This is a genomic window from Frateuria defendens (assembly GCF_001182895.1).
In the GTDB taxonomy this organism is placed as follows: Bacteria; Pseudomonadota; Gammaproteobacteria; order Xanthomonadales; family Rhodanobacteraceae; genus Frateuria_B; species Frateuria_B defendens.
Genome location: NZ_LFQR01000028.1, coordinates 19,134 through 43,704 on the forward strand (window position 1 = coordinate 19,134; position 24,571 = coordinate 43,704).

At 67.7% G+C, this 24,571-nt stretch carries 19 protein-coding genes; 7 read left to right on the forward strand and 12 right to left on the reverse strand.

The annotated features are described in order from the left end of the window. Positions 1 to 58 precede the first annotated feature (58 nt). The gene (locus ACH65_RS03985; protein WP_049621291.1) at positions 59 to 727 is read left to right on the forward strand and encodes a response regulator transcription factor; all 669 of its coding nucleotides are present in this window, start codon (positions 59 to 61) and stop codon (positions 725 to 727) included. Between the two features lie 147 nt (positions 728 to 874). Here ACH65_RS03985 and ACH65_RS03990 read toward each other — a convergent pair whose 3' ends face one another. Beyond that, complete coding sequence (locus ACH65_RS03990; RefSeq protein ID WP_049621292.1) at positions 875 to 4,363, reverse strand: hybrid sensor histidine kinase/response regulator; 3,489 nt, start codon at positions 4,361 to 4,363, stop codon at positions 875 to 877. A gap of 101 nt (positions 4,364 to 4,464) precedes the next feature. Here ACH65_RS03990 and ACH65_RS03995 point away from each other — a divergent pair, with 101 nt between their 5' ends. Then, the gene (locus ACH65_RS03995; protein ID WP_336884797.1) at positions 4,465 to 5,127 is read left to right on the forward strand and encodes a 4'-phosphopantetheinyl transferase family protein; all 663 of its coding nucleotides are present in this window, start codon (positions 4,465 to 4,467) and stop codon (positions 5,125 to 5,127) included. A 64-nt stretch (positions 5,128 to 5,191) separates the two neighbouring features. Further along, the gene (locus ACH65_RS04000) at positions 5,192 to 5,935 is read left to right on the forward strand and encodes a pyridoxine 5'-phosphate synthase (RefSeq protein WP_049621294.1); all 744 of its coding nucleotides are present in this window, start codon (positions 5,192 to 5,194) and stop codon (positions 5,933 to 5,935) included. Positions 5,936 to 6,230: 295 nt separating this feature from the next. On the opposite strand, the gene ACH65_RS04005 is transcribed toward ACH65_RS04000, so the two are convergent. From ACH65_RS04005 to dnaA, 9 genes are all read right to left on the reverse strand, one after another. Beyond that, a complete protein-coding gene (locus ACH65_RS04005; RefSeq protein WP_049621295.1) occupies positions 6,231 to 6,638 on the reverse strand; it encodes an ExbD/TolR family protein in 408 nt (135 codons plus the stop codon). 6 nt (positions 6,639 to 6,644) lie between these two features. Continuing rightward, a complete protein-coding gene (locus ACH65_RS04010; RefSeq protein ID WP_049621296.1) occupies positions 6,645 to 7,055 on the reverse strand; it encodes an ExbD/TolR family protein in 411 nt (136 codons plus the stop codon). A 10-nt stretch (positions 7,056 to 7,065) separates the two neighbouring features. Beyond that, positions 7,066 to 7,812: a MotA/TolQ/ExbB proton channel family protein gene (locus tag ACH65_RS04015; protein WP_049621297.1), complete on the reverse strand. Its 747-nt coding sequence runs from the start codon at positions 7,810 to 7,812 to the stop codon at positions 7,066 to 7,068. A gap of 34 nt (positions 7,813 to 7,846) precedes the next feature. Further along, a complete protein-coding gene (locus tag ACH65_RS04020; protein ID WP_049621298.1) occupies positions 7,847 to 8,506 on the reverse strand; it encodes an energy transducer TonB in 660 nt (219 codons plus the stop codon). Between the two features lie 203 nt (positions 8,507 to 8,709). Beyond that, positions 8,710 to 9,999: a tetratricopeptide repeat protein gene (locus tag ACH65_RS04025; protein ID WP_202594139.1), complete on the reverse strand. Its 1,290-nt coding sequence runs from the start codon at positions 9,997 to 9,999 to the stop codon at positions 8,710 to 8,712. Between the two features lie 305 nt (positions 10,000 to 10,304). Further along, positions 10,305 to 12,719, reverse strand: coding sequence for a DNA topoisomerase (ATP-hydrolyzing) subunit B (gene gyrB / locus ACH65_RS04030; protein WP_049621299.1), 2,415 nt, complete (start codon positions 12,717 to 12,719; stop codon positions 10,305 to 10,307). Positions 12,720 to 12,795: 76 nt separating this feature from the next. Continuing rightward, positions 12,796 to 13,872, reverse strand: a complete 1,077-nt coding sequence (gene recF / locus ACH65_RS04035; protein ID WP_049621300.1) for a DNA replication/repair protein RecF — start codon at positions 13,870 to 13,872, stop codon at positions 12,796 to 12,798. Between the two features lie 95 nt (positions 13,873 to 13,967). Beyond that, on the reverse strand, positions 13,968 to 15,068 hold the full coding sequence (gene dnaN / locus ACH65_RS04040; RefSeq protein ID WP_049621301.1) for a DNA polymerase III subunit beta: 1,101 nt from the start codon (positions 15,066 to 15,068) through the stop codon (positions 13,968 to 13,970). 240 nt (positions 15,069 to 15,308) lie between these two features. After that, positions 15,309 to 16,658 carry a chromosomal replication initiator protein DnaA gene (gene dnaA / locus ACH65_RS04045; protein ID WP_049621302.1) on the reverse strand — a complete coding sequence of 450 codons (1,350 nt, stop codon included), beginning with the start codon at positions 16,656 to 16,658 and terminating at the stop codon, positions 15,309 to 15,311. A gap of 194 nt (positions 16,659 to 16,852) precedes the next feature. Between dnaA and rpmH the strand changes: the two genes are divergently transcribed. The 4 genes from rpmH to mnmE all read left to right on the forward strand — a co-directional run bounded on the left by rpmH (position 16,853) and on the right by mnmE (position 20,562). Further along, positions 16,853 to 16,987 carry a 50S ribosomal protein L34 gene (gene rpmH / locus ACH65_RS04050; protein ID WP_049621303.1) on the forward strand — a complete coding sequence of 45 codons (135 nt, stop codon included), beginning with the start codon at positions 16,853 to 16,855 and terminating at the stop codon, positions 16,985 to 16,987. Between the two features lie 13 nt (positions 16,988 to 17,000). Continuing rightward, entirely contained in the window at positions 17,001 to 17,381 is a 381-nt protein-coding gene (gene rnpA, locus ACH65_RS04055; protein ID WP_053096144.1) for a ribonuclease P protein component, read from the forward strand. 58 nt (positions 17,382 to 17,439) lie between these two features. Next, a complete protein-coding gene (yidC, locus tag ACH65_RS04060) occupies positions 17,440 to 19,140 on the forward strand; it encodes a membrane protein insertase YidC (protein WP_049621304.1) in 1,701 nt (566 codons plus the stop codon). Positions 19,141 to 19,218: 78 nt separating this feature from the next. Then, on the forward strand, positions 19,219 to 20,562 hold the full coding sequence (mnmE, locus tag ACH65_RS04065; RefSeq protein WP_049621305.1) for a tRNA uridine-5-carboxymethylaminomethyl(34) synthesis GTPase MnmE: 1,344 nt from the start codon (positions 19,219 to 19,221) through the stop codon (positions 20,560 to 20,562). Positions 20,563 to 20,660: 98 nt separating this feature from the next. Here mnmE and ACH65_RS04070 read toward each other — a convergent pair whose 3' ends face one another. Together ACH65_RS04070 and ACH65_RS04075 are read right to left on the reverse strand one after the other, a co-directional pair. After that, positions 20,661 to 23,021 carry a TOTE conflict system archaeo-eukaryotic primase domain-containing protein gene (locus ACH65_RS04070; RefSeq protein ID WP_049621306.1) on the reverse strand — a complete coding sequence of 787 codons (2,361 nt, stop codon included), beginning with the start codon at positions 23,019 to 23,021 and terminating at the stop codon, positions 20,661 to 20,663. Between the two features lie 9 nt (positions 23,022 to 23,030). Next, positions 23,031 to 24,182 carry a hypothetical protein gene (locus ACH65_RS04075; protein ID WP_049621307.1) on the reverse strand — a complete coding sequence of 384 codons (1,152 nt, stop codon included), beginning with the start codon at positions 24,180 to 24,182 and terminating at the stop codon, positions 23,031 to 23,033. Positions 24,183 to 24,571: the final 389 nt, after the last annotated feature.

Consider the following 24,571-nt stretch of genomic DNA (forward strand, 5'->3'; position numbering starts at 1 on the left):
CGTAGAGAATCGGTGACACGATCCTATTCCCGACTCCCATTCCCGATTCCCTGCCCCCATGCCCGACGTCCTGATCGCCGACGACCATCCGCTGTTCCGCGATGCCCTCCAGCGCGCCGTGCAACAGGCGCTGCCCGACGCGCGCGTGCACAGCGCCGACGACGTGCCCAGCCTGCAGGGGCTGATCGAGCGCTACCCCGAGGCCGAGCTGCTGCTGCTCGACCTGCACATGCCCGGGGCGCGCGGCTACTCGGCGCTGGCGCACATCCGCGGCCAATACCCGGGCCTGCCGATCATCGTGGTCTCCGGCCACGAGGAGGCGCAGGTGGCGCGCCGCGCGCTGGCCCATGGCGCCGCCGCCTACATCCCCAAATCGACCCCGGGCGAGGGCATCGTGGCGGCCATCCGCGCCGTGCTCGACGGCGACGAGTGGCTGCCGCCGCACCTGATCGGCGGCGGCGCGGAGCTCAAGCGCGACGAGGCCGAGGTGGCCGTGCGCATCGCCTCGCTCACCCCGCAGCAGTTCCGCGTGCTGACCATGATCGCCGAGGGCCTGCTCAACAAGCAGATCGCTTACGACCTGGGCGTCTCCGAGGCCACGGTGAAGGCGCACATGACGGTGATCATGCGCAAGCTCGGCGTCAACAACCGCACCCAGGTGGCGCTGGCCGCCAGCCAGCTGGCGGTGGAACCGGGCGTGCTGCCGCCGATGCCCGAGGAGGAGTGACGGCAGGGCTGCATCCGCTGCACCATCCCTGCACGAACCCCGCTGCGCACGTTCCTGCCGGCTCCAAGTAGGCGCGCCCGCGCGCGACCGCAAGGCGGCCCTGTCACCACTGCGCAGGCTTTTCGCGCGCCAATGCACTTCTGCTCCTCACTCGGCCACCGCGCTCTTGCCCTTGCGCCGCAGCGAGGACAGCAGTGCCCGCAGCGCCGCCGGCCGCACCGGCTTGTGCAGCAGCGGATAACCGAGCGCGCGGGCGCGCAGCTTGAGTTCGCTGCTGCCGTCGGCGGTGATCATCGCCACCGGCGGCAACTCGCCCCGCGCCTGCCGCAGCTGTTCGATCGCCCGCAGGCCGTCCTCGCCCTCGGCGAGGTGGTAGTCCACCAGGATCATGTCCACCGGCCCGCGCGAGAGCTCGCGACCGGCCTGCGCCGCGTCCTGCGCCACACGACAGTCCACGCCCCAGCGGCGCAGCAGGGCCTGCATGCCTTCGAGGATGGCGGTGTCGTTGTCCAGGCACAGCACGGTGAGCGGCAACTGCTCGCCGCTGCCGCTGCCGCTGCGCGGCACGCTGCGCCGGCGCGGCGGCGCGGCCTCCGCGCGCGGCACGGTGATCGAGAAACCGCTGCCGTAGCCGATGCGCGAGCGCAGGTCGAGCCGGTGGCCGAGCATGCCGGCGATGCGCTCGCAAATGGAAAGGCCGAGCCCCAGCCCCTTCTCGCCCCACGGCGAAGGGCTTTCCAGCCGCTGGAACTCGCCGAAGATGCGCGCGCGCTGCTCCGGCGCGATGCCGGGGCCGGTGTCCCACACCTCGATGCGCACCCGCCCGCCGCTCACCCGCCGCGCGCCCAGCAGCACGCCGCCGCGCTGGGTGTAGCGCAGCGCATTGGAGATGAAGTTCTGCAGCACCCGGCGCAGCAGTTGCGGGTCGCTGCGCACCGCCAGCCGGGTCGCCATCACGCGCAGGCGCAGGCCGCGCTGCTCGGCCAGCACGCCGAACTGCGCCTTGAGCGAATCGAACAGCTCGCTGAGCGCCGCCGCCACCGGCTCGGGCTGGTAGCGGCCGCTGTCCAGGCGCGATACGTCGAGCAGGCCGTCGAGCAGGTCCTCCGCGGCGCGGAAGGAGGCATCGATGCGTTCGGCCAGCTGCTCGGCCTCCCGGTCCAATCCCGGGTACTGGCGCAGCGCCGAGGTGAACAGCCGCGCCGCGTTGAGCGGCTGCAGCAGGTCGTGGCTGGCGGCGGCGAGAAAGCGGGTCTTGGACATGTTGGCCGACTCCGCCTCGCGCCGCGCGTGCGCGGTGGCCACCAGCGCCTCGGACAATTCCGCAGTGCGCTGCTCCACGCGCTGCTCCAGCGTCTCGTTGGCCTCGATCAGCGCCTGCTCGGCGCGCTTGTAGGCGGTGACGTCCGCATAGGTGGTGACGTAGCCGCCGCCGGGCAGCGCGCGGCCACGCATCTCGATCACCGTGCCGTCCGGCCGCACGCGCTGGAACAGGTGCAGCGTGCCGGCCTGCATGTAGCGGATGCGCTTGGCGATGTGCTCCTCCACCTCGCCCGGCCCGCATTCGCCGTGCTCGGCGTTCCAGCGGATCAGCTCGGCCACCGGCACGCCCACGTAGACCATGCCGTCGGGGTAGTCGAACAGTTCCAGGTAGCGCCGGTTCCACGCCACCAGACGCATCTGCGCATCGATCACGCTGATGCCCTGCGAGACGTGCTCCAGCGTGGAGGAGAGCAGCTCGCGGTTGAAGCGCAGTTCCTGCGAGGCCTCGTCCATCAGTGCCATCGCCTCGGTGATGTCCAGGCCCGAGCCGGACAGCGCGCCCATCAGGATGCGCCGCGCGCTGGCCGCGCCCACCGCGCCGGCGAGCAGGCGCTCGGTGGTCTGGATCAGCGCGCGGTCGGCCGCCTCGTTCGGCTGCAGCGGCTTGCCGCGGCGCTCGCCGTAGTCCTCGAAGGCGCGCCGCGCGCTGCGCTCGCCCACGATGCGCTCGGCGATGGTGCGCAGGTCCGCCACCGCCACGCGGCCGCGCCAGTCGCCGCTGCCGCCGCTGCTGGCGGCGAACGGGTCCACGAACATCGCCGCGTGCAGGCGTTCCTCCAGGGTGGGCCGGCGGCGCAGCGAGACGAACACCAGGCACAGCACGTTCACCAGCAGCGACCAGAAGGTGCCGTGCATCACCGGGTCCCAGCCGGAGAGGTGGAACAGCGCCTGCGGGCGCAGCCAGCCCATGCCCCACGGCCCCTGCGCCAGCCACGGCTCGGCCCGGCTCACCGCCGGCAGCAGCAGGGTGTAGAGCCACACCGCGAAGCCGGCCAGCAGGCCGGTCATCACGCCGCGCCGGCTGGCGCCACGCCAGTACAGCGCCGCCACGATGGCCGGGGCGAACTGCGCCACCGCCGCGAAGGCCAGCAGGCCGGTGGCGGCGAGGTTTTCCGCATCGGCCGCCACGCGGTAGTAGACATAGGCCAGGAGCGCCAGCAGCACGATCGCCACCCGGCGCACCGCCAGCACCAGCTGCGAGAGATCGCTGCGCTGCTCGAGCCTGAGCGCGCGCAGGCGCAGCAGCGCCGGCATCACCAGGTCGTTGCTGACCATGGTCGAGAGCGCCACCGAGGCCACGATCACCATGCCGGTGGCCGCCGAGAAGCCGCCCAGGAAGGCGAGCACCGCCACGGCACGGTCGCCGTGCGCCAGCGGCAGGTTGAGCAGCCAGGCGTCCGCCGCGCCCTCGTGCACCGCCGGCAGGCTCATCCCGGCGGCGACGATCGGCGGCACCGCCAGGCTGATCGCCAGCATGTACAGCGGGAACGTCCAGCGCGCGCGGTCGATGTCGCGCGGGTCCTCGCATTCCACCACGCCGATGTGGAACTGCCGCGGCAGGCAGAACATCGCGCAGAAGGCGAGCAGGGTCTGCGCCAGGAAACCCGGCGAGGTGCCCGCGGCGAACTGCTCGGCCGGCAGGCGCAGCGTCGCGGCCAGCCCCGGCCCCTTCCACAGCGCGTAACCGGCCAGCGCCAGGAAGGCCAGCAGCTTGATCACCGACTCCAGCGCGATCGCCAGCATCATGCCGTGGTGGTGCTCGGTGGCGTCGATGCTGCGCGTGCCGAACAGTATCGCGAACACCGCCAGCAGCAGCGCGCACCACAGCGCGCTGTCGGCGGAGAAGCCCGACGCGCTGCCCGGCGCGATCCCGCCCAGCACGTCGATCGACATCGCCACCGCCTTGAACTGCAGCGCGATGTAGGGCACCACCGCCATCATCGCGATCAGCGCCACCACCGCCGCGAGGCCGTGCGACTTGCCGAAGCGCGCGCCGATGAAATCCGCGATGGAGGTGATGCTGCGCTGCCTCGACACCCGCACCAGGCGCCGCAGCAGCCCGGCGCCGAACACGAACAGCAGCGCCGGCCCGAGGTAGATCGGCAGGTAGCCCAGGCCCTCGCGCGCGGCCGTGCCGACGGCGCCGTAGAAGGTCCAGGAGGAACAGTAGACGGCCAGCGCGAGGCTGTAGATCACCGGCCGCAGGCGCGGCTGGCGCGGGTACAGCGGCCGCCGGTCGCCGGCGTAGGCGACCACGAACAGCAGCCCCACGTAGAGCAGCGCGACGAGCAGCAGCAACCAGCCGGCGATCAAGCGTCTCTCCCGTACTGCGCGTCCCGGCGCATGGCCGGCCGCGTCGGCGCCCGGCGTCCCGGCGCTTGTCGGCGGCGCCTCGGGCCCGGCACCATGCGTGGATGATGGAACCCACCGACGGCCAGGTGCCCGCGAAAGTAGCAGAGACCCTCGGCGATGACGAGGTGCACGTGTGGCGGCTGGCCTATGACCGCCACCAGGGCCGCGAGCCGCTGCGCGCCGTGCTCGCCGCCTACCTCGACTGCCCACCGCACGCGGTGCAATTGACCCAGAGCGAGTACGGCCGCCCGGCGCTGGCCGCGGAGCATGGCGGCACGCTGGACTTCAACTGGACGCACAGCGGCGACCAGGCGCTGATCGCGCTGGCCCGCGGCATCGCCCCCGGTATCGACCTGGAACGGCTGCGGCCGCGCCCCCACGCACTGGACATCGCCCGGCGTTTTTTCCATGCAGAGGAGGCGGCGAACCTGATCGGCCTCGACCCCGCGCAGCGCGATGCGGCCTTCCTGCGCCTGTGGACCGCCAAGGAGGCCGTGGTGAAGGCGCTCGGCCGCGGGCTGGCCTACGGCCTGCACCGTCTCAGCATCGCGCTGCTGCCGCAAGGCCTGGTGCTGCGCGTGCTGGACGGCGACGATCCCGCCCGCTGGCAGCTGCACGAACTGGCGCTCGACGAGGCCCACGTCGCGGCCCTGGCCTGGCGCGGCGGCGCACGCACCGTGCGCTGCTGGACACTTGCCGGCGACGGCCGATCGGCGCACTGTTGACGGCCCTCGCCGGCGGCGCGCGTCGCACGGCGACGCTTCGTTCCAGCGAGAGCCTCACCGATCGATGACCCTGCTCAGCGTCAACCTCAACAAGATCGCCGTGCTGCGCAATTCGCGCGGCGGCCACGAACCGGACATCCTGCGCGCCGCCCAGACCTGCATCGAGGCCGGCTGCGGCGGCATCACCGTGCACCCGCGCCCCGACCAGCGCCACATTCGCCCCGATGACGTGCGCGCGCTGGCGGCGCTGCTGCGCGGCCGCGTCGAATACAACATCGAAGGCAATCCGTTCGCCGCCGCGCGCGCGGGCTACCCGGGCCTGATCGCGCTGGCCCGCGAGGTGCGGCCGACCCAGGTCACCCTGGTGCCGGACAGCGACGGCCAGCTCACCTCCGACCACGGCTTCGACCTCGCCCGCGACGCCGAGCGGCTGCGCCCGCTGGTGGCCGAACTGCGCGACCTCGGCTGCCGTGTCAGCCTGTTCGTCGACGCCGGCGCCCAGGGACTCGAACACGCCGCCTCGCTCGGCGCCCAGCGCGTGGAGATCTACACCGGGCCCTACGCCGAGGCCTTCGAAGCCGGCGACGTGCGCGAGGCGCTGGCCGCCTGCGCGGACACCGCGCGCCGCGCTCAGCAGGCGGGCCTGGCGGTGAACGCGGGGCACGACCTCAGCCAGGCCAACCTCGGCACCTTGCGCGCGGCGATCCCCGGCCTCGCCGAAGTCTCGATCGGCCATGCGCTGATCGGCGAGGCGATCTACGAGGGCCTCGCCAATACGGTGCGCAACTACCTGCAGATCCTGCGATGACGTTTTGGACGTCTGGATGGCCAGACGTCCATCGTCCCACCAGCGCTCCCCCCCCGCCCTGGCGGCTGCCTTGTTCGGCGCCGCGGCGGATCGGCTCCCAGCGTTTTGCCTCGGGCTTCCTCCAGGCGGTCGGTCACCCTTCCGCCCTGGCCCCTGGCTAGCTCTTCCCCTTGCCGGGTGAGCAGAGAACTTGCACCTCCTAGCAGGTGCGCCCTGCCGGGCGCACAAAAAGAAACCCCCGCACGAGGCGGGGGTTCCAAAGGGTAGCGTTGCTAAAGGATCGGTGATCGGGCGATCACTGGCCCTCGGTGAAGCCGATCTTGGTGAGGCCGTAGCTCTTGGCATCGGCCAGCACGCGGGCCACCACCTCGTAGGCCACGCCGTCCGCCGCGTTGATCTGCAGCTCGGGCTGGTTGCTCTGCTGGGCGATCACCGCGATCTGCGCCTTGAGGCCCAGCTCGTCCACCGGCGTGTCGTTCCAGTACAGGGCGCCCGACTGGTCGATCTTCAGGCGGATCGGCTCCGCCGGGTTCTCCGGCGGCGGCACGTTCGGGTTGGGCTGCGGCAGGTCGATCTTCACTTTATGGGTCAGGATCGGGGCCGTGATCATGAAGATGATCAGCAGCACCAGCATCACGTCGACCAGCGGCGTGACGTTGATCTCCGCCATTGGTCCCTTGCCACTTCCGGTACTCATTGCCATGGCTGGTTACTCCTTGCCGGTGGTCATGAAGCCGACATGCACCATGCCCGCTTCCTTGGCGTCGGTAAGGATCTTGCGTACGTGACCGTACTCGGTGGCCTTGTCCGCGCGGATCTGCAGCTCCGGCTGCGGCGACTTGCCCGCCGCCACCGCAAACTGCGTCTTCAGCTCGACCTCGGTCACCGGGTTGTCGCTGAGGTACAGCGACCCATCTTCCTTGATGGCCAGGTCCATGGGCTCAACCTTTTCGGTGTCCGTGGTCTTGGGGTTCGCGTTCGGCAGGGCGACCGTGATCCGGTGCGACATCAGCGGCGCCGTGATCATGAAGATGATCAGCAAGACCAGCATCACGTCGACCAGCGGCGTGACGTTGATTTCCGACATCGGGCCGCCTGAATCTCCGGTACTCATCGCCATGGTTCAATCCTCACTTGGTCTCGACGCGCGAGCCCGTGGCGAAGAAGTCATGCAGGTCGTGCGCGAATTCGTCGAAACGGGCATAGGTGACGCGGTTCGAGCGGTTGAACGCGTTGTACGCGAGCACCGCCGGGATCGCGGTGAACAGACCGAAGGCGGTCATGATCAGCGATTCGCCCACCGGGCCGGCCACGGCTTCCATCGAGGCATTGCCGGTCGCCGAAATCTTGATCAGGGCGTGGTAGATGCCCCACACGGTACCGAGCAGACCGATGAACGGCGCGGAGGAACCGACCGTGGCCAGCAGGGTCAGGCCGCCTTCCAGGCGCAGGCTCTCGCGGGACACGGCCTGGCGCAGCGAGCGGTCGATGAACTCCGAGCGGCTCAGCGTCTCGGCCAGCTTGCCGGCGCCGGCGGTGGAGGTCTGCTGGTGGTGGGCGGCGGCGGAGGCCGCATCCAGCGCGATCTTCGAGAAGGGTTCGCCCTTGGGCTGGGCTTCCAGCTCACGGATGGCGTCCTGCAGCGACGGGTTGCCCCAGAAGCCCTGGATGACCTTGTCGGCACGCGAGCGCACCAGCGTGTTGCGGATCGCGTTGGCAATGATGAAGTACCAGGACGAGAAGGACATCACCACGAGCACCACGAACACGATCCAGCCGAGCGGGTCGAAGTTGTGGATGAGGTGGTCGAAGCCCATCGACTTCATGGCTTCGGCGTTGGAGGGACCGGCCGGTGCAGGGGTTTCTTGGAAGAACATAACGCTACCTTTGGTAAGTCAGGCGTGAACTGGGTTACAGCTGGTTGAGGTTGAAGGCCACAGGCACGCGGGCGTACCCCTCGACTTTCTGGCCGTTGCGGACGGTGGGATTGAAGCGCCACTTCTGTGCCGTCTCGACGGCCGCACGATCGAGTTCGCGATAGCCGCTGGACTGTTCGACCTTGATGTCCTTCGGCACACCGTCCACGCCGACCAGGATCAACAGCGTCACCGTGCCCTCGTGCCGCTGGCGGATCGCCTGGGGCGGGAACTTGGGCGTGATGCGGTTGTTATAGCTCAGATCCGCACTGGCAGCGATGTCGGCCGGGGGAGCCGGCGGCGCGGGCGGCGCAGGCGGCGGAGCCGGGACCGGATTGGTCGTCGCTTCCTCCACGGCCGGCGGCGGAGCCGGCGGCGGCGGGGTCGGCGGCGGCTTGACCTGCTGGATGATCTTCGGCGGCGGCTGCTTCGGCGGTTCCGGCGGCGGCGGCGGCGGCGGGGGAGGAGGCGGCGGCGGCTCGATGAAGTTCACCTGCACCACACGCTCTTTCTCTTTCTGCTGCTGCTTCGGCGGAGCCATCGGGGCCACCAGAAACATGAAGGCGAACGCGTGCAGCGCGATGGCGACCGCGAGCGCACTCGTACGCTTCCAATTGAACGGCTCGCGGCCGATTTCTACGTTACTTGAGGCCATCTGTCACTTTCTGGAGCTTAGTCAATCGGACTGACGTGGTCGCAGCACTCAGCTGGCAAATCCACCCGTTAGGGTGACATCTGCCACTGGACACGCGCAGGGAGGAATTCAGACGGTACAACAGCATCGGTAATTTGTATAGCACCTGCGGCGGACCTTCATATAGACGTCTAATTGCCGCAGGCGCACCGGTGCCGGCGAGCTTATTTGGACCCCGCTTGTTTGAGCCAGGCGTTGGCTTTGGCGGCGGTATCCGGGTCTTGCGCGGCCTGCTTCATCGCGGCGATCGCGGCCGGCTTGTTCTTCAAGCCACGCTCGGCTTCGGCCAGCAGCATGTAGGCCGTGCCCTTGCGCTGCACGCCCTTGGCGATGCCCTGCTGGATGAGCCCCTTGGCCTCGCTGTACTTGCCCTCGCTGATGAGCAGCTGGCCCGCGCGCACCGCCGCCTCGCCGTCCTTGGCCAGCGGGATCGCCTTGCGGTAGGCGTCGATCGCTTTGGACGGCTGTTCGGCGATGTAGGAAGCGTCGCCCAGCAGCTTGTAGTTATCGTAGCTCGAAGGCACCACGCCCTTGCCCATGCCCTCGTCCAGCACCTGCACCGCCTTGGCGGCGTTCGGCTTCGGATCGGAGCTTTCCTGGCCGGTGACGAGATAGAGCTTGGCCAGGTTGACGTAATCCTTCTCCGTCTTGAAGGCGCCGGCGGCGTGCGACTTCTCCATCAGCTCGATCGCCTGCGGATACTTCTGTGCCTGCATCAGCACGGCGACCGCGTTGTTGAGCGCGGTGGAGTCGTTCGGGTTGGCGGCGAGCTGCTGCTGGGCGAGCTGCGCGGCCTGATCGCTCTGGCCGGATTCCGCATAGCTCGCCATCAGGATCTGGTTCCACGAATCCTGCGGCTTGTCGGTGAGCGACTGCGCCTTCTTGATCGCGGCGATCGCCTGCGGGTACTTCTCCAGGCGGTAGTAGGCATTGCCTTCCAGCGCGTAGGAGTCGGCGGTTTCCTTCTTGCCCTCGGCGCGCCACTTGGCGAGGGTGTCCAGCGCGGCCTGGTACTGCTCGTCGGCGACGTAGAACTGGGCCAGTTCGTACTCGAGCTGGAAATAGGTGTCGTTCGGCAGCACGCCATTGTCGAGCGAGCGCTTGAGCAGGTCGATCGCGCCCTTCAAGTCGCCGTCGTTGTACTTGAGGTTGGCCAGGCCCTGCAGCGCCAGCGCCTGCGCGTACTTGCTCTTGCTGCCGTCGGCGATCGGCTGGAGGACCTCGGTGGCCTTGGCCTTGTCGCCCGCGTTGACCGCGTCGAGGCCTTCGTTGAGGGCCTTCTGGTCCTTGTCGCTGCTCAGGTCGAGCTTGGGCTCGCTGCGGGTCGCGTTGGGGTACAACGCCTCCTTCTTGCCCTTGTCCGCGTTGCTGTCGCGGGCGATCACCGGCTGGGCCGCGACCGTCAGCGCAAGCGCCGCGCCGGCCAGCAGTTTGATCAGGGGAAGGTGCTTCATGGCGTTCCTCGTGTCAGGTTTCTCGCACAAATCGTGCGGGGGATTTCTGAGCGTAACTCCATACAGCGCCAGACCACAAGTTACACCGCAACATCAAACACTCAATAAAATCAAAGACTTGCTACATACGGCACGGTATCGAACGCAACAAAAAATGGTGTGCCCGCGCACGCAGCCTTCGCTCCCCTTCCCTGGAGCCGATTTCCCCGCTGCATTAATGCGCTAATAGCTCGGTACAAAAGCGCGAACGAGGACGCGCAGCCGCCACCCCGTGCCACGCGGCACGGGGTGGGCGGCCCCACTCGTCAGATGTCCAGGTTCGCGACCTTGAGCGCGTTCGCTTCGATGAACTCGCGGCGGGGCTCCACCGCCTCACCCATCAGCATGGAGAACATCTGGTCGGCCACGAAACCGTCCTCGATGGTCACCTGCAGCATGCGCCGGGTCTCCGGGTTCACCGTGGTCTCCCACAGCTGCTCCGGATTCATTTCGCCCAGGCCCTTGAAGCGCTGGATGCTGCGGCCCTTCTTGGCCTCCTCCAGCAGCCAGCTGCGCGCCTCGGCGAAACGGACGACGCCGCGCGAGGCATTGCCGCGACGGATCACCGCGCCATCCTGGACCAGGCCGGCGAGCTGCTGGCTGACCTGCAGGATAGGGCGGAACTCGGCCCCGGCGAAGAACGACTGCGCCAGCAGCCAGCTGTGGCTGAGGCCGTGCTGCTCGCGGATCACCTCGATCGCCGCCGCCTGCTCCGCCTGCGCGGGACGCAGCACCAGGCGGTAATGCGGCTTGCCGAGGCCGCTGGCGGCGAGCTTCAGGGCCACGCCGTCCAGCCAGGCCTGCATGGCGGCGGCATCGGCCCAGAGCTTCTCCTCCATCGGCGCATGCTCGAGCATCGCGTGGAAGACCGCCGGGTCGAGGCGATGACCGAGGCGCTCGATCTGGTCGAGCGCAACCTGGTAGTCGCGCAGCAGCTTCTCCAGCGCCGGCCCGCTGATCGGCGGCTGCTCCGGCGCGGGGCTGAGCCCGGCACCGTCCACGGCGCTGGAAATGAGGTAGGCGTTGAGCGCCGCATCATCCTTCAGGTACAGCTCCTGCTTGCCTTGCTTGAGCTTGTACAGCGGCGGCAGTCCGATGTAGACGTGGCCGCGCTCGATCAATTCCGGCATCTGCCGGTAGAAGAAGGTCAGCAGCAGGGTGCGGATGTGCGAGCCGTCCACGTCCGCGTCGGTCATGATGACGATGCGGTGGTAACGCAGCTTGTCCGGGTTGTAGTCCTCCTTGCCGATGCCCGTGCCCAGCGCGGTGATCAGGGTGCCGACCTCGGCCGAGGACAACATCTTGTCGAAACGCGCCTTCTCCACGTTGAGGATCTTGCCCTTGAGCGGCAGCACCGCCTGGTACTTGCGGTTGCGCCCCTGCTTGGCCGAGCCGCCCGCCGAGTCGCCCTCGACCAGGAACAGTTCGCACAGCGCCGGATCCTTCTCCTGGCAGTCGGCCAGCTTGCCGGGGAGCCCCGCGATGTCCAGCGCGCCCTTGCGGCGGGTCATCTCGCGCGCCTTGCGGGCGGCCTCGCGCGCACGGGCGGCGTCGACCACCTTGGAGGCGATCATCTTGGCCTCGTTCGGATGCTCGAGCAGGAACTCGCCAAGCTTCTCGTTCACCGCCTGCTCGACGGCGGTCTTCACCTCGGAGGAGACCAGCTTGTCCTTGGTCTGCGAGGAGAACTTCGGATCGGGCACCTTCACCGACAGCACCGCGATCAGGCCTTCGCGCATGTCGTCGCCGGACAGCGCGACCTTGGCGTTCTTGGCCAGGCCTGCCTTCTCGATGTAGCCCTGCAGCGAGCGGGTCAGTGCCGCGCGGAAGCCGGTGAGGTGGGTGCCGCCGTCACGCTGCGGGATGTTGTTGGTGAAACAGAACATCGTCTCCTGGTAGGAGTCGGTCCACTGCATCGCCAGTTCCACCGTGATGCCGTCCTGCTCGGCGCTCAGGCTGATCACGTTCGGGTGCAGCGCGGTCTTCAGCTGCGCCAGGTGCTGCACGAAGGAGCGGATGCCGCCCTCGTAGGCGAACACGTCCTGCCGCCCTTCCCCGCGCTCGTCCTTCAGCTCGATGGTGACGCCGGAATTGAGGAAGGCCAGTTCGCGCAGGCGCTTGGCCAGCACCTCGTAGTGGAACTCGGTGTTGGTGAAGGTTTCCGGGCTGGGCAGGAAGCGCACCGTGGTGCCGCGCTTGTTCGACAGGCCCACGGCCTTGATCGGGTACTGCGGCTCGCCCAGCACGTATTCCTGCTGGTACTCCTTGCCCTCGCGGTACACGGTGAGCCACAGGTGCGAGGACAGCGCATTGACCACCGACACGCCCACACCGTGCAGGCCACCGGACACCTTGTAGGAATTGGCGTCGAACTTGCCGCCGGCGTGCAGCACGGTCATCACGACTTCGGCCGTGGAACGGCCCTCTTCCGGGTGCATGTCCACCGGGATGCCACGGCCATTGTCTGCCACGCTAACGGAGCCGTCATCGAGGATGGTCACGGTCACGTGGTCGCAATAGCCGGCCAGGGCTTCGTCGATGGAGTTGTCGACCACCTCGAACACCATGTGGTGGAGGCCGGTGCCATCGTCGGTATCGCCGATGTACATGCCGGGGCGCTTGCGCACCGCCTCCAGGCCTTTCAGTACCTTGATGCTGTTCGAATCGTAGGATGCGTTCATGCGTTGCCCGTACTTCGGCGCCAGCCACCTGCCCGACGCGGCGCCAGGAGGGCCGGACAAGGGAACAATCGATCAATTATAGCAGGCTGGCCAGGTGGCCTTGTTCCACGTGGAACATGCGCGCGGCAACGGCCCGCAAGGCGGGGGACACCTCCGTGCCGGTAACCAGTGCCTGCGCATCCGCGGCAACCACCTGCCCTATCACGGCTTCCTGGTGCGCCACATCCAACTCCGACGCCAGGTCGTCGAGGCAGATCACCGGCCATTCGCCCCGCTGCGCCGCGTACAACGCGGCCTGCGCCAGCAGGCATCCCAGGGCGCTCAGCTTCTCCTGCCCACGGGAAAGATGCTCCCGCACCGGGGCATGTTCGAAAACCAGCTGCCAGTCCGCGCGATGCGCCCCCGTGCTGGTATGCCCGCGTGCGAAGTCACGCGAACGAGTGGCCGCGAGTTGCTCTTCCAAAGGCGCTTCGCTCGACCAGCCGCGTCGGTACCGGAGTTCGACCTTGCCAAGCTCGGGCAGCAAGTGCTGCATCTGCTGCGCCAACAAAGGGCGCAGCGCATCGAGGTAACGTTCCCGGTAGCCATCGATCTGCTCGGCGCTGCGCGCCAGCTCGCTCTCCCAGGGCTGGTACTGCTCCGCAGCCATGATGCCTTTGCGCAATAGACTGTTGCGCTGTTTCAAGGCCCGTTGGTAGCGGCGCCAGACCGGCAGGAAGTCGTGTTCCACGTGGAACACCCCCCAATCCAGATAGCGCCGCCGTTCCTCCGCGCCACCGGCGATCAGGGCGTGCGAACCGGGTTCGAAGCACACCACGGCGCAAAGCTGGACCAACTCGCCGAGGGCGATGGTCTCGCCATCCTTCCGTGCCAGCCAGCGCCCAGCTTCCCGCCCCAGGCCCAGACGGTGTCTGCCCTCCGACGTGCTGTTCACCTCGGCGAAAATGGAAAGACTGGCTTCGCCACGCTGCGTCAAAGCCTCCCTGGCACCGCTGCGGAACGAACGGCCGTGCGAGAGCAGGAAGGCGGCTTCGAGCACGCTGGTCTTGCCTGCCCCGTTGGGGCCAGCAAGCACGTTGATTCCCGGCGCCAAGTCGAGGCGTGCTTCGTCGATGCTGCGCAGGTGGCGCAACTGGAGGGTTTCGAAGCGCACGCTTCAAACCCTGCAACGCAGAACGCCGGAGCGTCTGGCGACGGCTCCGGCGTTGCGGATACGGCTCGGCGCCGTGGCAAAGCGCGCCATGGCGGTCAGAGGCGCAGCGGCATGATCACATGGCGGGACTGGTCGTTGTCGTTCTCCTGCACCAGGCAGCTGGACTGCGCGTCGCGCAGGTTCAGGCGCACCTTTTCCCCATGCAGCGCCGCCAGGGCATCGAGCAGGTAGCCAACGTTGAAACCCACGGAAAGATCGGAAACCGGCGTCTCGGCCTCCACTTCCTCGACGGCCTCTTCCTGCTCGGGGTTGTGCGCCATGATGCGCAGCCGGGAAGGCGAGAACTCCAGCTTCACGCCGCGGTACTTCTCGTTGGAAAGGATCGCTGCGCGTTGCAGGGCGCCGCGCAGCACTTCGCGGTCCACGTTAGCCTGCTTGTCGGCGCCGAGCGGAATCACCGCCTCGTAATCCGGGAAGCGGCCGTCGATCAGCTTGGACGTGAACACCACGTCGCCGCGGCGAACACGCAGGTGATTACGGCCGAATTCCAGTTCCACCTGGCCGTCGCCGGTTTCGAGCAAGCCGACCAACTCGTTCACGCCTTTGCGCGGAATGATGATCTGGCGTCGGGTAGAAACCTGGCTGTCCAGCTGCGTTTCCTTCAGGGCCAGCCGATGTCCGTCGGTGGCGACGCAGCGCAGGCTGTGCTCCTGCAGGTCCAGCAGCATGCCGTTCAGGTAGTAGCGCACGTCCTGGTTCGCCATGGCGAAGGCCGTGCTTTCCATCAGGTCGCGCAGCACTTCTTCCGGCAGGCTCACCTTCTCCACCAGTTCGATCTCCTCGATGGTGGGAAATTCGCTCGACGGCAATGTGGCGAGGGTGAAGCGGCTGCGCCCGGCATTCAGGGCGGCGCGCTCGCCATTGAGCTTGAGATCGATGCGGGCGCCATCGGGCAAAGCACGCACGATGTCGAACAGCTTGCGGGCGGGAATCGTGGTTTCGCCGTCGGCCAACTGCTCGGCTGGCGTGCTGGCCACCATTTCCACTTCGAGGTCGGTACCGGTCAGGGTGAGTTTGCCGTCGGCCACCTTGACCAGCAGATTGGCCAGTACCGGCAGGGTCTGGCGCCGTTCCACCACGCCGACGACTTGCTGCAGCGGCTTCAGTAGAGCTTCTCGTTGGATGCTGAATTGCATGGGCTGCGCTTCCCTACCTGCTGTTCTGTTTTTTAAAAAAGAAGAATGGTGGTTGTTTTTGTCTCTGTGGATAACCGCTTTTACGGATTTTATCCTTATGAATCATTGGCTTGAGCGTCAATCGCCATGTGGATGGCAGCGCACTTACGCTGTGCACCAGATGTGGATAACTCAGACCCCCGATTCATCCACCTATTATCCACAGCTTGCCCCAGCACTTTTCAAGCGGTTATCCCGAAATCAGCCGGTGAGGATGCGGATCAGCTGCTCCCAGTCCTGGCGCATCCGCGCGTCCGCCTCGCACAGCTTCTTGATGGTGCGGCAGGCGTGCAGCACGGTGGTGTGGTCGCGCCCGCCGAAGCCCTCGCCGATCTCCGGCAGGCTGTGTTCGGTGAGTTCCTTGGACAGCGCCATGGCGATCTGCCGCGGCCGCGCCAGCGAGCGCACGCGGCGCTTGGAGAGCAGGTCCTGCAGGCGCACCTGGTAGTAGTCGGCCACGATCTTCTGGATGTTGGGTACCGTGACGGCCTGGGCGTGGGTGGCCAGCAGGTCGCGCAGGGTTTCCTCGGCGAAGTCGGTGGTGATCGGGCGGCCGAAGAAATTGGCCTTGGCCACCAGCGTGTTGAGCGCGCCTTCCAGGTCGCGCACGTTGGAGCGGATGCGCTTGGCCAGCAGCATCGCCACGCTCTCGTTGAGCTCCACGCCCCGCTCCTGCGCCTTGGCCAGCAGGATCGCGGCGCGGGTCTCGAAGTCCGGCGGCTCGATCGCCACCGACAGGCCCCAGCCCAGGCGCGATTTCAGGCGCGGCTCGAGCTTGTCCACTTCCTTCGGGTAGCGGTCGCAGGTGAGGATGATCTGCTGCTTGCCCTCGAACAGCGCGTTGAAGGTGTGGAAGAACTCCTCCTGCGTGGTGTCCTTGCCGGCGAAGAACTGGATGTCGTCGATCAGCAGCGCGTCCACGGTGCGGAAGCGGCGCTTGAACTCGTCCATGTTCTTGGTGCGCAGGGCTTCGATCATCGAGCCGACGAACTGTTCCGAGCGCAGGTACATCACCTTGCAGTCCGGGTTGCGCTCGCGCATCAGGTTGCCGGCGGCGTGCATCAGGTGGGTCTTGCCGAGGCCCGTGCCGCCGTACAGCAGCAGTGGGTTGTAGGCGCGGCCGGGGTTCATCGCCACCTGCATGGCGGCGGCCTTGCCGAGCTGGTTGGACTTGCCCTCGACGAAGGTCTCGAAGGTGTAGTGCGGGTCGAGGTTGTGCACGAAGGCCGGTGCCGGTGCCGGGGCCGGTTCGGCGCCGGCGCTGCGCGCGGCGGCGGGCGCCGGCTTGGCGGCGGGGGCGGCCGCGCGCGGCGCGTTGGAGCCGACATCCAGCCTCACCACGAGCGGCTGGCCGGCCAGTTGGCCGAGCAGGGTCTCGATGGTCGCCTGGTAGCGCTCGCGCACGGTGTCCAGCGTGTAGCTGTTCGGCGCGAACAGCTGTACGCCGGAAGCGTCTTCACGGGCCTGCAGTGGCATCAGCCAGGTGTGCAGTTCCTCGGCGCTCAATTGGCCTTCGAGGCGCTCAAGGCAGCGCCGCCACAGATCACTCATGGGATAGGTCTTCAACCACGTTGGAAGGGCGCCGACGCGCCGGGTGGGTCGGCCAGTCTAGCAGCAGGGAAGGTGCTTGGCGGCATGGATATCCACAGCTATCCACAGGATGTCCAAGGCCGGTGTTTGACAGGAGCGCGCCAAACCCCGCATACTCGCAAACCTTTTTACCGACATACTCCCTGGAGCCAGCCATGAAGCGGACCTTCCAGCCCAGCAAGCTCAAGCGCGCCCGCACCCACGGCTTCCGTGCCCGCATGGCCACCGCCGACGGCCGCAAGATCCTCAGCGCCCGCCGCGCCAAGGGTCGCAAGCGCCTGATCCCGTAAGCGGCACGCCATCGTGCATGCCGCCGGCCTGCCGCGCGAAGCGCGACTTCGCCGCGCCGGTGACTTCGCCGCCATGCGTCAAGCCAGCGGCCGCTTCGGCGGCCGCTGTTTTTCTGTGCGTTTTCGTCCCAACGGACTCGATCACGCCCGGCTCGGCATGGCCGTGTCCCGGCGCGTGTCCAAGCGCGCGGTGGAGCGCAACCGCATCAAGCGTCTGCTGCGCGAGTCGTTCCGGCACCATCGCCATCGCCTGCCCGCCTTCGACGTGCTGGTGATTGCCCGCGAGTCGGCGACCAGCCTGCCTGGCCCCGCCCTGCTGGCGGAGATCGAGGCGCTGTGGCGGCGCCTGCCGCCGTTGAAGCCCTCCGACGGCCCCGGCACAATCGCGTGCTGACCTTCCCTCCCGTTTCTCCGCGACGCATGCCTGCGACGCCTGCCGGAACTGTTCCGCGATGAACCAAACGCGCACGTTTCTCCTGTTCGCCCTGGTGGCAGTGGCTTATCTGCTGTGGATGGCTTGGGACAAGGACTACGGTCCGAAGCCGCCGGCCGCGTCGCCCGCTGCGGCGGCCAGCGCGAGCCCCGGCGCCGACGGCGGCGTGCCGAGCGCGAGCGGCGGCGGCGCGCCGGCTGCGGTGCCGAGCGGCGCCGCGGGCCAGGCCGGTTCGGGGCAGTTGATCACCGTCAGCACCGACGTGCTGCGCCTCACCGTGGACACCCGCGGCGGCAGCGTGGTGCGCTCGGAACTGCTGCACTACCCGGCCGAGCCGCGCACCAAGAAGACGCCCGAGCCGGCGCCGGTGCGCCTGCTGGACGAGGAGGGCAAGCAGTTCTTCGCCGCGCAGAGCGGCCTGGTGAGCAGCCAGGGGCCGGCGCCCGACCACCGCGCGCTGTTCCAGTCCGCGCAGGGGAGCTACCAGCTCGCCGACGGCCAGAACGAGCTCAAGGTCGACCTCGCCTGGCAGGATGCGGCGGGCCTCAAGGTCACCAAGACCTACACGCTCAAACGCGGCAGCTACGTGGTGGAGCTCGCGCAGAAGATCGACAACGGCTCCGGCACACCCTGGCAGGGCAATGCCTACGAGCAGCTGCAGCGCGTGGCGCCGCCGCAGGAGCGCAACTGGCTGCAGAACTTCACCGACCCGGCCGCGCACAGCTTCCTCGGCGCCGGCTGGTACAGCCCGGAAGACAAGTTCGACGAGCTGCCCTTCGCCGACTTCCAGAAGAAGCCGCTGAACAAGCCGATCACCGGCGGCTGGGCGGCGATGCTGCAGCACTACTTCTTCGTCGCCTGGATCCCGCCGGCCACCGAGGCGGCCAGCTACGCCACTACCGTGGTCAATCCCGACACCGCACAGCCGCTCTACCTGATCCGCACCGTCGGTCCCGCGCTCAACGTGGCGCCGGGCCAGAGCGCGACCAGCAGTGCGCGGCTGTACGTGGGCCCGAAGCTGCAGGGCACGCTGGACGCGATCGCGCCGGGCCTGGAGCTGACCACCAACTACGGCTGGCTCACCGTGATCTCGCAGCCGCTGCACAAGTTGCTGTCGTGGCTGCAGGCGATCTGCGGCAACTGGGGCCTGGCGATCATCCTGCTGGTGCTGATCCTCAAGGCCGCGATGTGGAAGCTCACCGCCGCGCAGTTCCGCTCCGGCGCGCGCATGCGCAAGCTGCAGCCGCGCGTGCAGGCGCTGCGCGAGCGCTACGGCGACGACAAGATGAAGCTGCAGCAGGCGATGATGGAGCTGTACAAGAAGGAGAAGGTGAACCCGATGAGCGGCTGCCTGCCGATCCTCATCACTTTCCCGGTGTTCCTCGGCCTCTATCGCGTGCTGATGGAGAGCGTGGAGTTGCGCCAGGCGCCGTTCTTCGGCTGGATCCACGATCTCTCCGCACCCGACCCGTTCTTCGTGCTGCCGGCGATCTACGTGCTGGTGATGCTGGCCACGCAGTGGCTCACGCCCACCACTGGCATGGACCCGGCGCAGGCGAAGATGATGAAGGTGATGCCGATCCTGTTCGCCGTGCTGTTCGCCTTCTTCCCGGCCGGCCTGGTGCTGTACTGGGTGATCAACGGCGCCACCAGCCTGGCCCAGCAGTGGTACATCACCCGCCAGGTCGAGCGCGCCGAGCAGAAGGCCAAGACCGCCTGAGCCGGATCACGACCCGGCCCGTGACGCCAGCCGCGGTGGGCAACCACCGCGGCTGCTTCGTTTAGAGTGACCGCCAGCATGAGCACCGTCGCCACCGACACCATCGCCGCCATCGCCAGCGGCACCGCCGCGGCCGGCGTGGGCGTGCTGCGCGTGTCGGGGCCGGCGGCGCCGGCCATCGCGCAGGTCCTGCTCGGCCGGGCGCCGGCGCCGCGCCATGCGCACTTCGCCGCCTTCCGCGAGGCCGACGGCACGCTGATCGACCGCGGCCTGCTGCTGTACTTCCCCGCTCCCGCCTCCTACACCGGCGAGCACGTGCTGGAACTGCAAGGCCACGGCAGCCCGGTGCTGCTCGATGCGCTGTTGCGCCGGGTCTGTGCGCTGGGCGCGCGGCTGGCGCGGCCGGGCGAGTTCACCGAGCGCGCGTTCTTGAACGGCAAGCTCGACCTGGCCCAGGCCGAGGCGGTGGCCGACCTCGTCGCCGCCCGCTCGCAGACCGCGGCGCGCGCGGCGCTGGCCTCGATGGAGGGTGCCTTCTCGCGGCGGGTCGAGGCCCTGCTGCAGGCGCTGATCGCGCTGCGCGTGCACATCGAGGCGGCGATCGATTTCCCGGAGGAGGAGATCGACTTCCTCGCCGACCCGGCGATCACCCGGCAGCTCGATGCGCTGCGCACGCGGCTGGCCGAGCTGCTGCGCGAGGCACAGCGCGGCCTGCGCCTCACCGATGGCCTCAAGGTGGCCATTGTCGGCCGGCCCAACACGGGCAAGTCCAGCCTGCTCAACGCGCTGGCCGGCAGCGAGCGCGCCATCGTCACCGACATCGCCGGCACCACCCGCGACGTGCTGCGCGAGAGCGTGAACCTGGACGGCATCGCGCTGGAGCTGGCCGACACCGCCGGCCTGCGCGAGAGCGCCGACCCGGTCGAGCGCGAAGGTGTGCGCCGCGCGCGCGGCGAATTGCAGCGCGCCGACGTGGTGCTGCTGGTGACGGATGCGTCGCACGCTGCGGCGGACCTCGCCCTGCTAGCCGAATTGCCCCCAGGCATCGAGCGGCGGGTGCTGGTGAACAAGATCGACGTGGACGGAGCGTCCCCGCAACACGAACTCCGCGACGGCCTCGACTGGCTGTGGCTCTCGGCCCGCACCGGCGCCGGCCTCGCCGCCCTGAGCGATCACTTGAAGCGCCTGGCCGGCCACGGCGGCGAAGGTGCCTTCAGCGCCCGCCGCCGCCACATACTGGCGCTGGAGCGGGTTGGCGAGCATCTCGATACCGCGGCGGACATGCTCGCCGCCACCCGCGCCGGTGAGCTGGCCGCCGAGGAACTGCGCCAGGCGCAGCAGGCGTTGGGCGAGATTACCGGCGCCTACAGCAGCGACGATCTGCTGGGGGCGATCTTCTCCAGCTTCTGCATCGGGAAGTAGATTCAAGTCTTGATCCGCCCCGGGTTTCCCGGCGGCTGTTTGGTTTGAGTCACGCCGCCTCGGGCAGCATGGCCTGCTACTGCGCATCGCCGCGGCACCTACCGCGGTTGCAGATCCAATGCGCTGCCTCCCATCCGATAGCCCATCGCCCGGTAGCCGCGCTGCCGTCGTTCCCACATGCGCAGCAGCGAAGGATGCCCGGTGTCGATGAAGTCGATGATGCGCACGTGCTGTTTGCCCGCGTGCTCGCGGTGCAGGCGGCCGGCATACTGTTGCAGTGTGCCTTTCCACGAAATCGGCATCGCCAGTACCAGGGTGTCGAGCGGCGGGTGGTCGAAGCCTTCGCCGACCAGCCTGCCACTGGCCAGCAACACGCGCGGGGCATCGGTATCCAACGCGTCCAGGGCGGAGATCACGCCGGCGCGCTGTTTCCTCGCCTGGCGGCCATGCAGAAGGAACAAGGGCTGGATGCGATCGGCCAGGGCAGCATGCAGGGCGTCGAGATGGTCGGTCCGCTCGGTCAAGGCCAGCACCTTGCCTCCCAGTTCGAAAGCTCGTGTGATCTCGTCGGCGATGGTGGTGGTACGAGCGTCATCGCCGGCAAGCTGGCGGAATATCTCCTGGATGGCGGCATCGTCAGGGAGCGGTGCGCGCACCGGCAAGTGGCGCGGAACGACTTCCAGCATCCGCGGCGCGCCAACCGGCCTGGCTGCCGTGTGACGGATCGGGCCGCATTGCATGAACAGGATGGGCTGGCGTCCGTCGCGCCGGATCGGCGTGGCGGTAAGTCCGAGCACGTAGTGAGCGCGGGCGCGCTTGAGGATGGCTTCGAACGAAACCGCCGACAGATGGTGGCATTCGTCGACGATGAGGTGCCCGTAGTTCTCCACGATGGGATGGGTTTTCCCCCGTCGATGCAATGACTGCATGACCGCGATGTCGATCCAGCCGGTCGGCCTGGACTTGCCGCCGCCGATGACGCCGACCATGTCCTTGCCGCAACCCAGGAAGGTCTGCAATCGTTCCTGCCACTGCCTGAGCAATTCGGTGCGATGCACCAGCACCAGCGTGTTGACGCCACGCCGGGCGATCAGCGCGGCGGCGGTGACGGTCTTGCCGAAGGCGGTGGGTGCGCACAGGATGCCGGTATCGAAGCGACGCATCGTTTCGACGGTTTCCTCCTGATCATCGCGGAGCTGGCCAACGAATCCAACATCCAGGCTTTGGCCGCGGCAGCGTTCGTCCTGCAGTACGCAGCCGATATCGTTCTCACGCAGCAGCTCGCGAACGGCATCGAGGCAGCCGCGTGGTAGGGCGATGTGGCGGGGGAAGTTCTCGGCGCAGCCAATCAGGCGGGGCTTGTTCCAGACCGGCAGGCGTAGTGCCTGGGCCTGGTGGAATTCGGGATTGGCGAAGGCGGCAAGACGGATGAGCCGGTTGGCCAGTGCTTGCGGGAGCGCAGCTTTCTCGATGTAGATGAGGTTGGCCAGAATGATCGTCAGGGAAGCCGGCATCGGACCGGCCAGGCGTTGCCTGTCCGCCTCCGAACGCTTCCATGGCTCGTGCAGGTCCTCGTCGGTGGCGAAGGTGACGTCCAGAGGATGGGAGCCGCCGGTGGCGCGAAGGATGGTGGGCTCGATGTCATGCGGGGCCATCGACTGCAGCGAGGCGAGGAATGCCCATTGGTCGGGATGCGGCTGCAGGTCATCGTCCACGAATACGCTCGCACCGCGTTCGCGGGGCATCTTCTGCAGCGGCAGGGCAATCAGGTTGCCGAAACCGCCCTTGGGCATCGCGTCCTGGTTCGGGAACAGGCGATCGTAGGAGCTTAGCTTCAGTTGCCGCGTGCGAGCGCAGGTGTGGCTGATGAGGGCCGAGCCCAGCCGTCGGGCATCGCGCGCGGCAATGCGATCGGAAAAGAAGATCCAGGCATGCGCACCGTTGCCGGAGCGCGAGATTTCCAGCGCCACGGGAACACACAGTTCGCGGCAGGATTGGACGAAGGCCCGAGCGTCCTCGCGCCAGTCAGCGTCGTCAAGATCCACGGCGATCAGGTGGCAACCATCGTCGGTCAGCAGCGGATAGAGGCCGATCGTATGGCGCCCGGCCAGATGATCGAAGACGACCTGATCGGTCAGCGGCAACAGTTGCCGCTGTTGGCAGTTGGCGCATTTGATGCGCGGCTTCTCGCAGATGCCCGGGCGCCACTCATTGGTGCAGCCTGGTGCATAGCCGCTCTTGCCGGCCTTGTTCTCCCAGCGGATCGGATAGACATCGGTGCGACCACGGAACAATCTGCGGAAGAGAGCCACTTTCTCGTCGGTAGTCAGCAGAGAGGTCGCGAAAGGCGTAAGGGCCGGCACAGGGGCTTGCCAGGAGATGCCATGCGCTTCGAGCAGGCCGACCAGACGGGCGTTCTCGGCACGAAGGCGGGCGAGTTCGTCGTTGCGGTCGGCCATCGTCAGCGCTCACCCCGACCACAGGCCGGCGTCGGTCAGGCGTCGCAACAAGGCTGCGCGCCTGGCGTGGGGGACGAGGAAACGCCGCAGTTCGCGGTCGAAGGCTTTGCGGCTGGAGACGAGGGCATAGCCTTCAGCCAGGGTGGAGAGTAGGTGCGCCGCCCGTTCGTAGCCGGAGGCGACGCCGCGTGTGGCCTCGGAATCGGCCTGCTTCCAGTATTGGTCGCAGCGGCGCATCAGGCTGCGCAGGTAGGTTTCGTGTTGCCGGCGTTGTTCGGCTTCGCGCGCCTCGCGTGCCCTGGCTTCGCGTTCCCGCCGGACTGTGGCAGCCGATCGGGCCAGTTCGCGCAGTTCGGCTACGCACCGTCTGGGTGAATCAGGGGAGGAGATTGGACACTGCGCCTTCAACCAGGCAGCGTAGTGTGATTTCACCTGCCGCTCCGCTTCCTGTCCTTGTCCCAGCGCGATGCGCTTGAGTACGTCCTTCATGTTCGGGGCCTGCCAGGTATCCAACCAGGCAGCCATGCGCTGCGCTTCGTCGCCACCCAATGGTGGGGACGCCGTACTGCCGACACGGGCGGCTTCGAGCAGATCCGGATCGATCTCCAGGAATTCGGCCAACGCCTGCTGTGCGGACGACAGTTCCGCCAGGTCGGGCGGAACTTCAGGTTCCAGCGCATCGTCGTCCAAGCTATTGGCACCGGCCAGCCAGCCCAGGTAAAGCGACCGTAGGTCGCCACGCAACAGTTCGTCGCGCAGCGGAGCCAGGCGTCGCATCCAGCCGCTGCCGTCGTCCGTGGCGAAGCGGTCGTCGTCTTCGCTTTCGTCGAGCGTCCAGTGGAGAATCCAGTGCGTGCTGCTGGAATTGACGGAGAGCGTCGAGCGGCTGGCAAAGGGCTGCAACTCGGCCTTGCAGAAATCGGCCTTCGGCAATCGCAGTGACAACTGGCAGGTACACCAGTTGGCCAAGTAGACGAAGGCGTCGAAATAACGTCGCATCCAGTCGTCCGGATTGGCCTTGAGGTCGCCCCATTCGTAGTGGTTGGTGAAGCGGGTGGGCGTGATGACGGCGCGGGTGGACACGGCGCGCAACTCGGCCATCTCGGTGCGGGTCAATGGCCGGTCGATGGCCGCAAATTCGTAGTACTGGTATTCGCTCATGGTACTGATGTCTGGTTCGTTCGGCAGGCGTGTCGGCGCAACTCATACCAAGTCCCGCGGCCGCCCCCATGCTGAGTTAAATGTCCCTGCTCCGCCAGCGCCCTGAAGTGCTGCTTGAGCGTGTTGCGATTGCCACCGGTCAGACGGATCGCCTCGGCCATGGTGATGCGACCATGCGAAGGCGGCAACGCTGTTGGTGGACGTCTTATAGTTGCCACGGTGCCAGACATCCTTGTCGCTGTGGACCAGCAAGGATGCGATCCACGAGCAGGGCTCGACCGCGAGGACTCAAACGGGGCATGTTTATGAAGGTTCATCCGGGGCTCCTGGGGACTGGGTTGGCTTGGTAACCCTCATCTTCCAGAGATGCCCCGGATGAACAACCTACT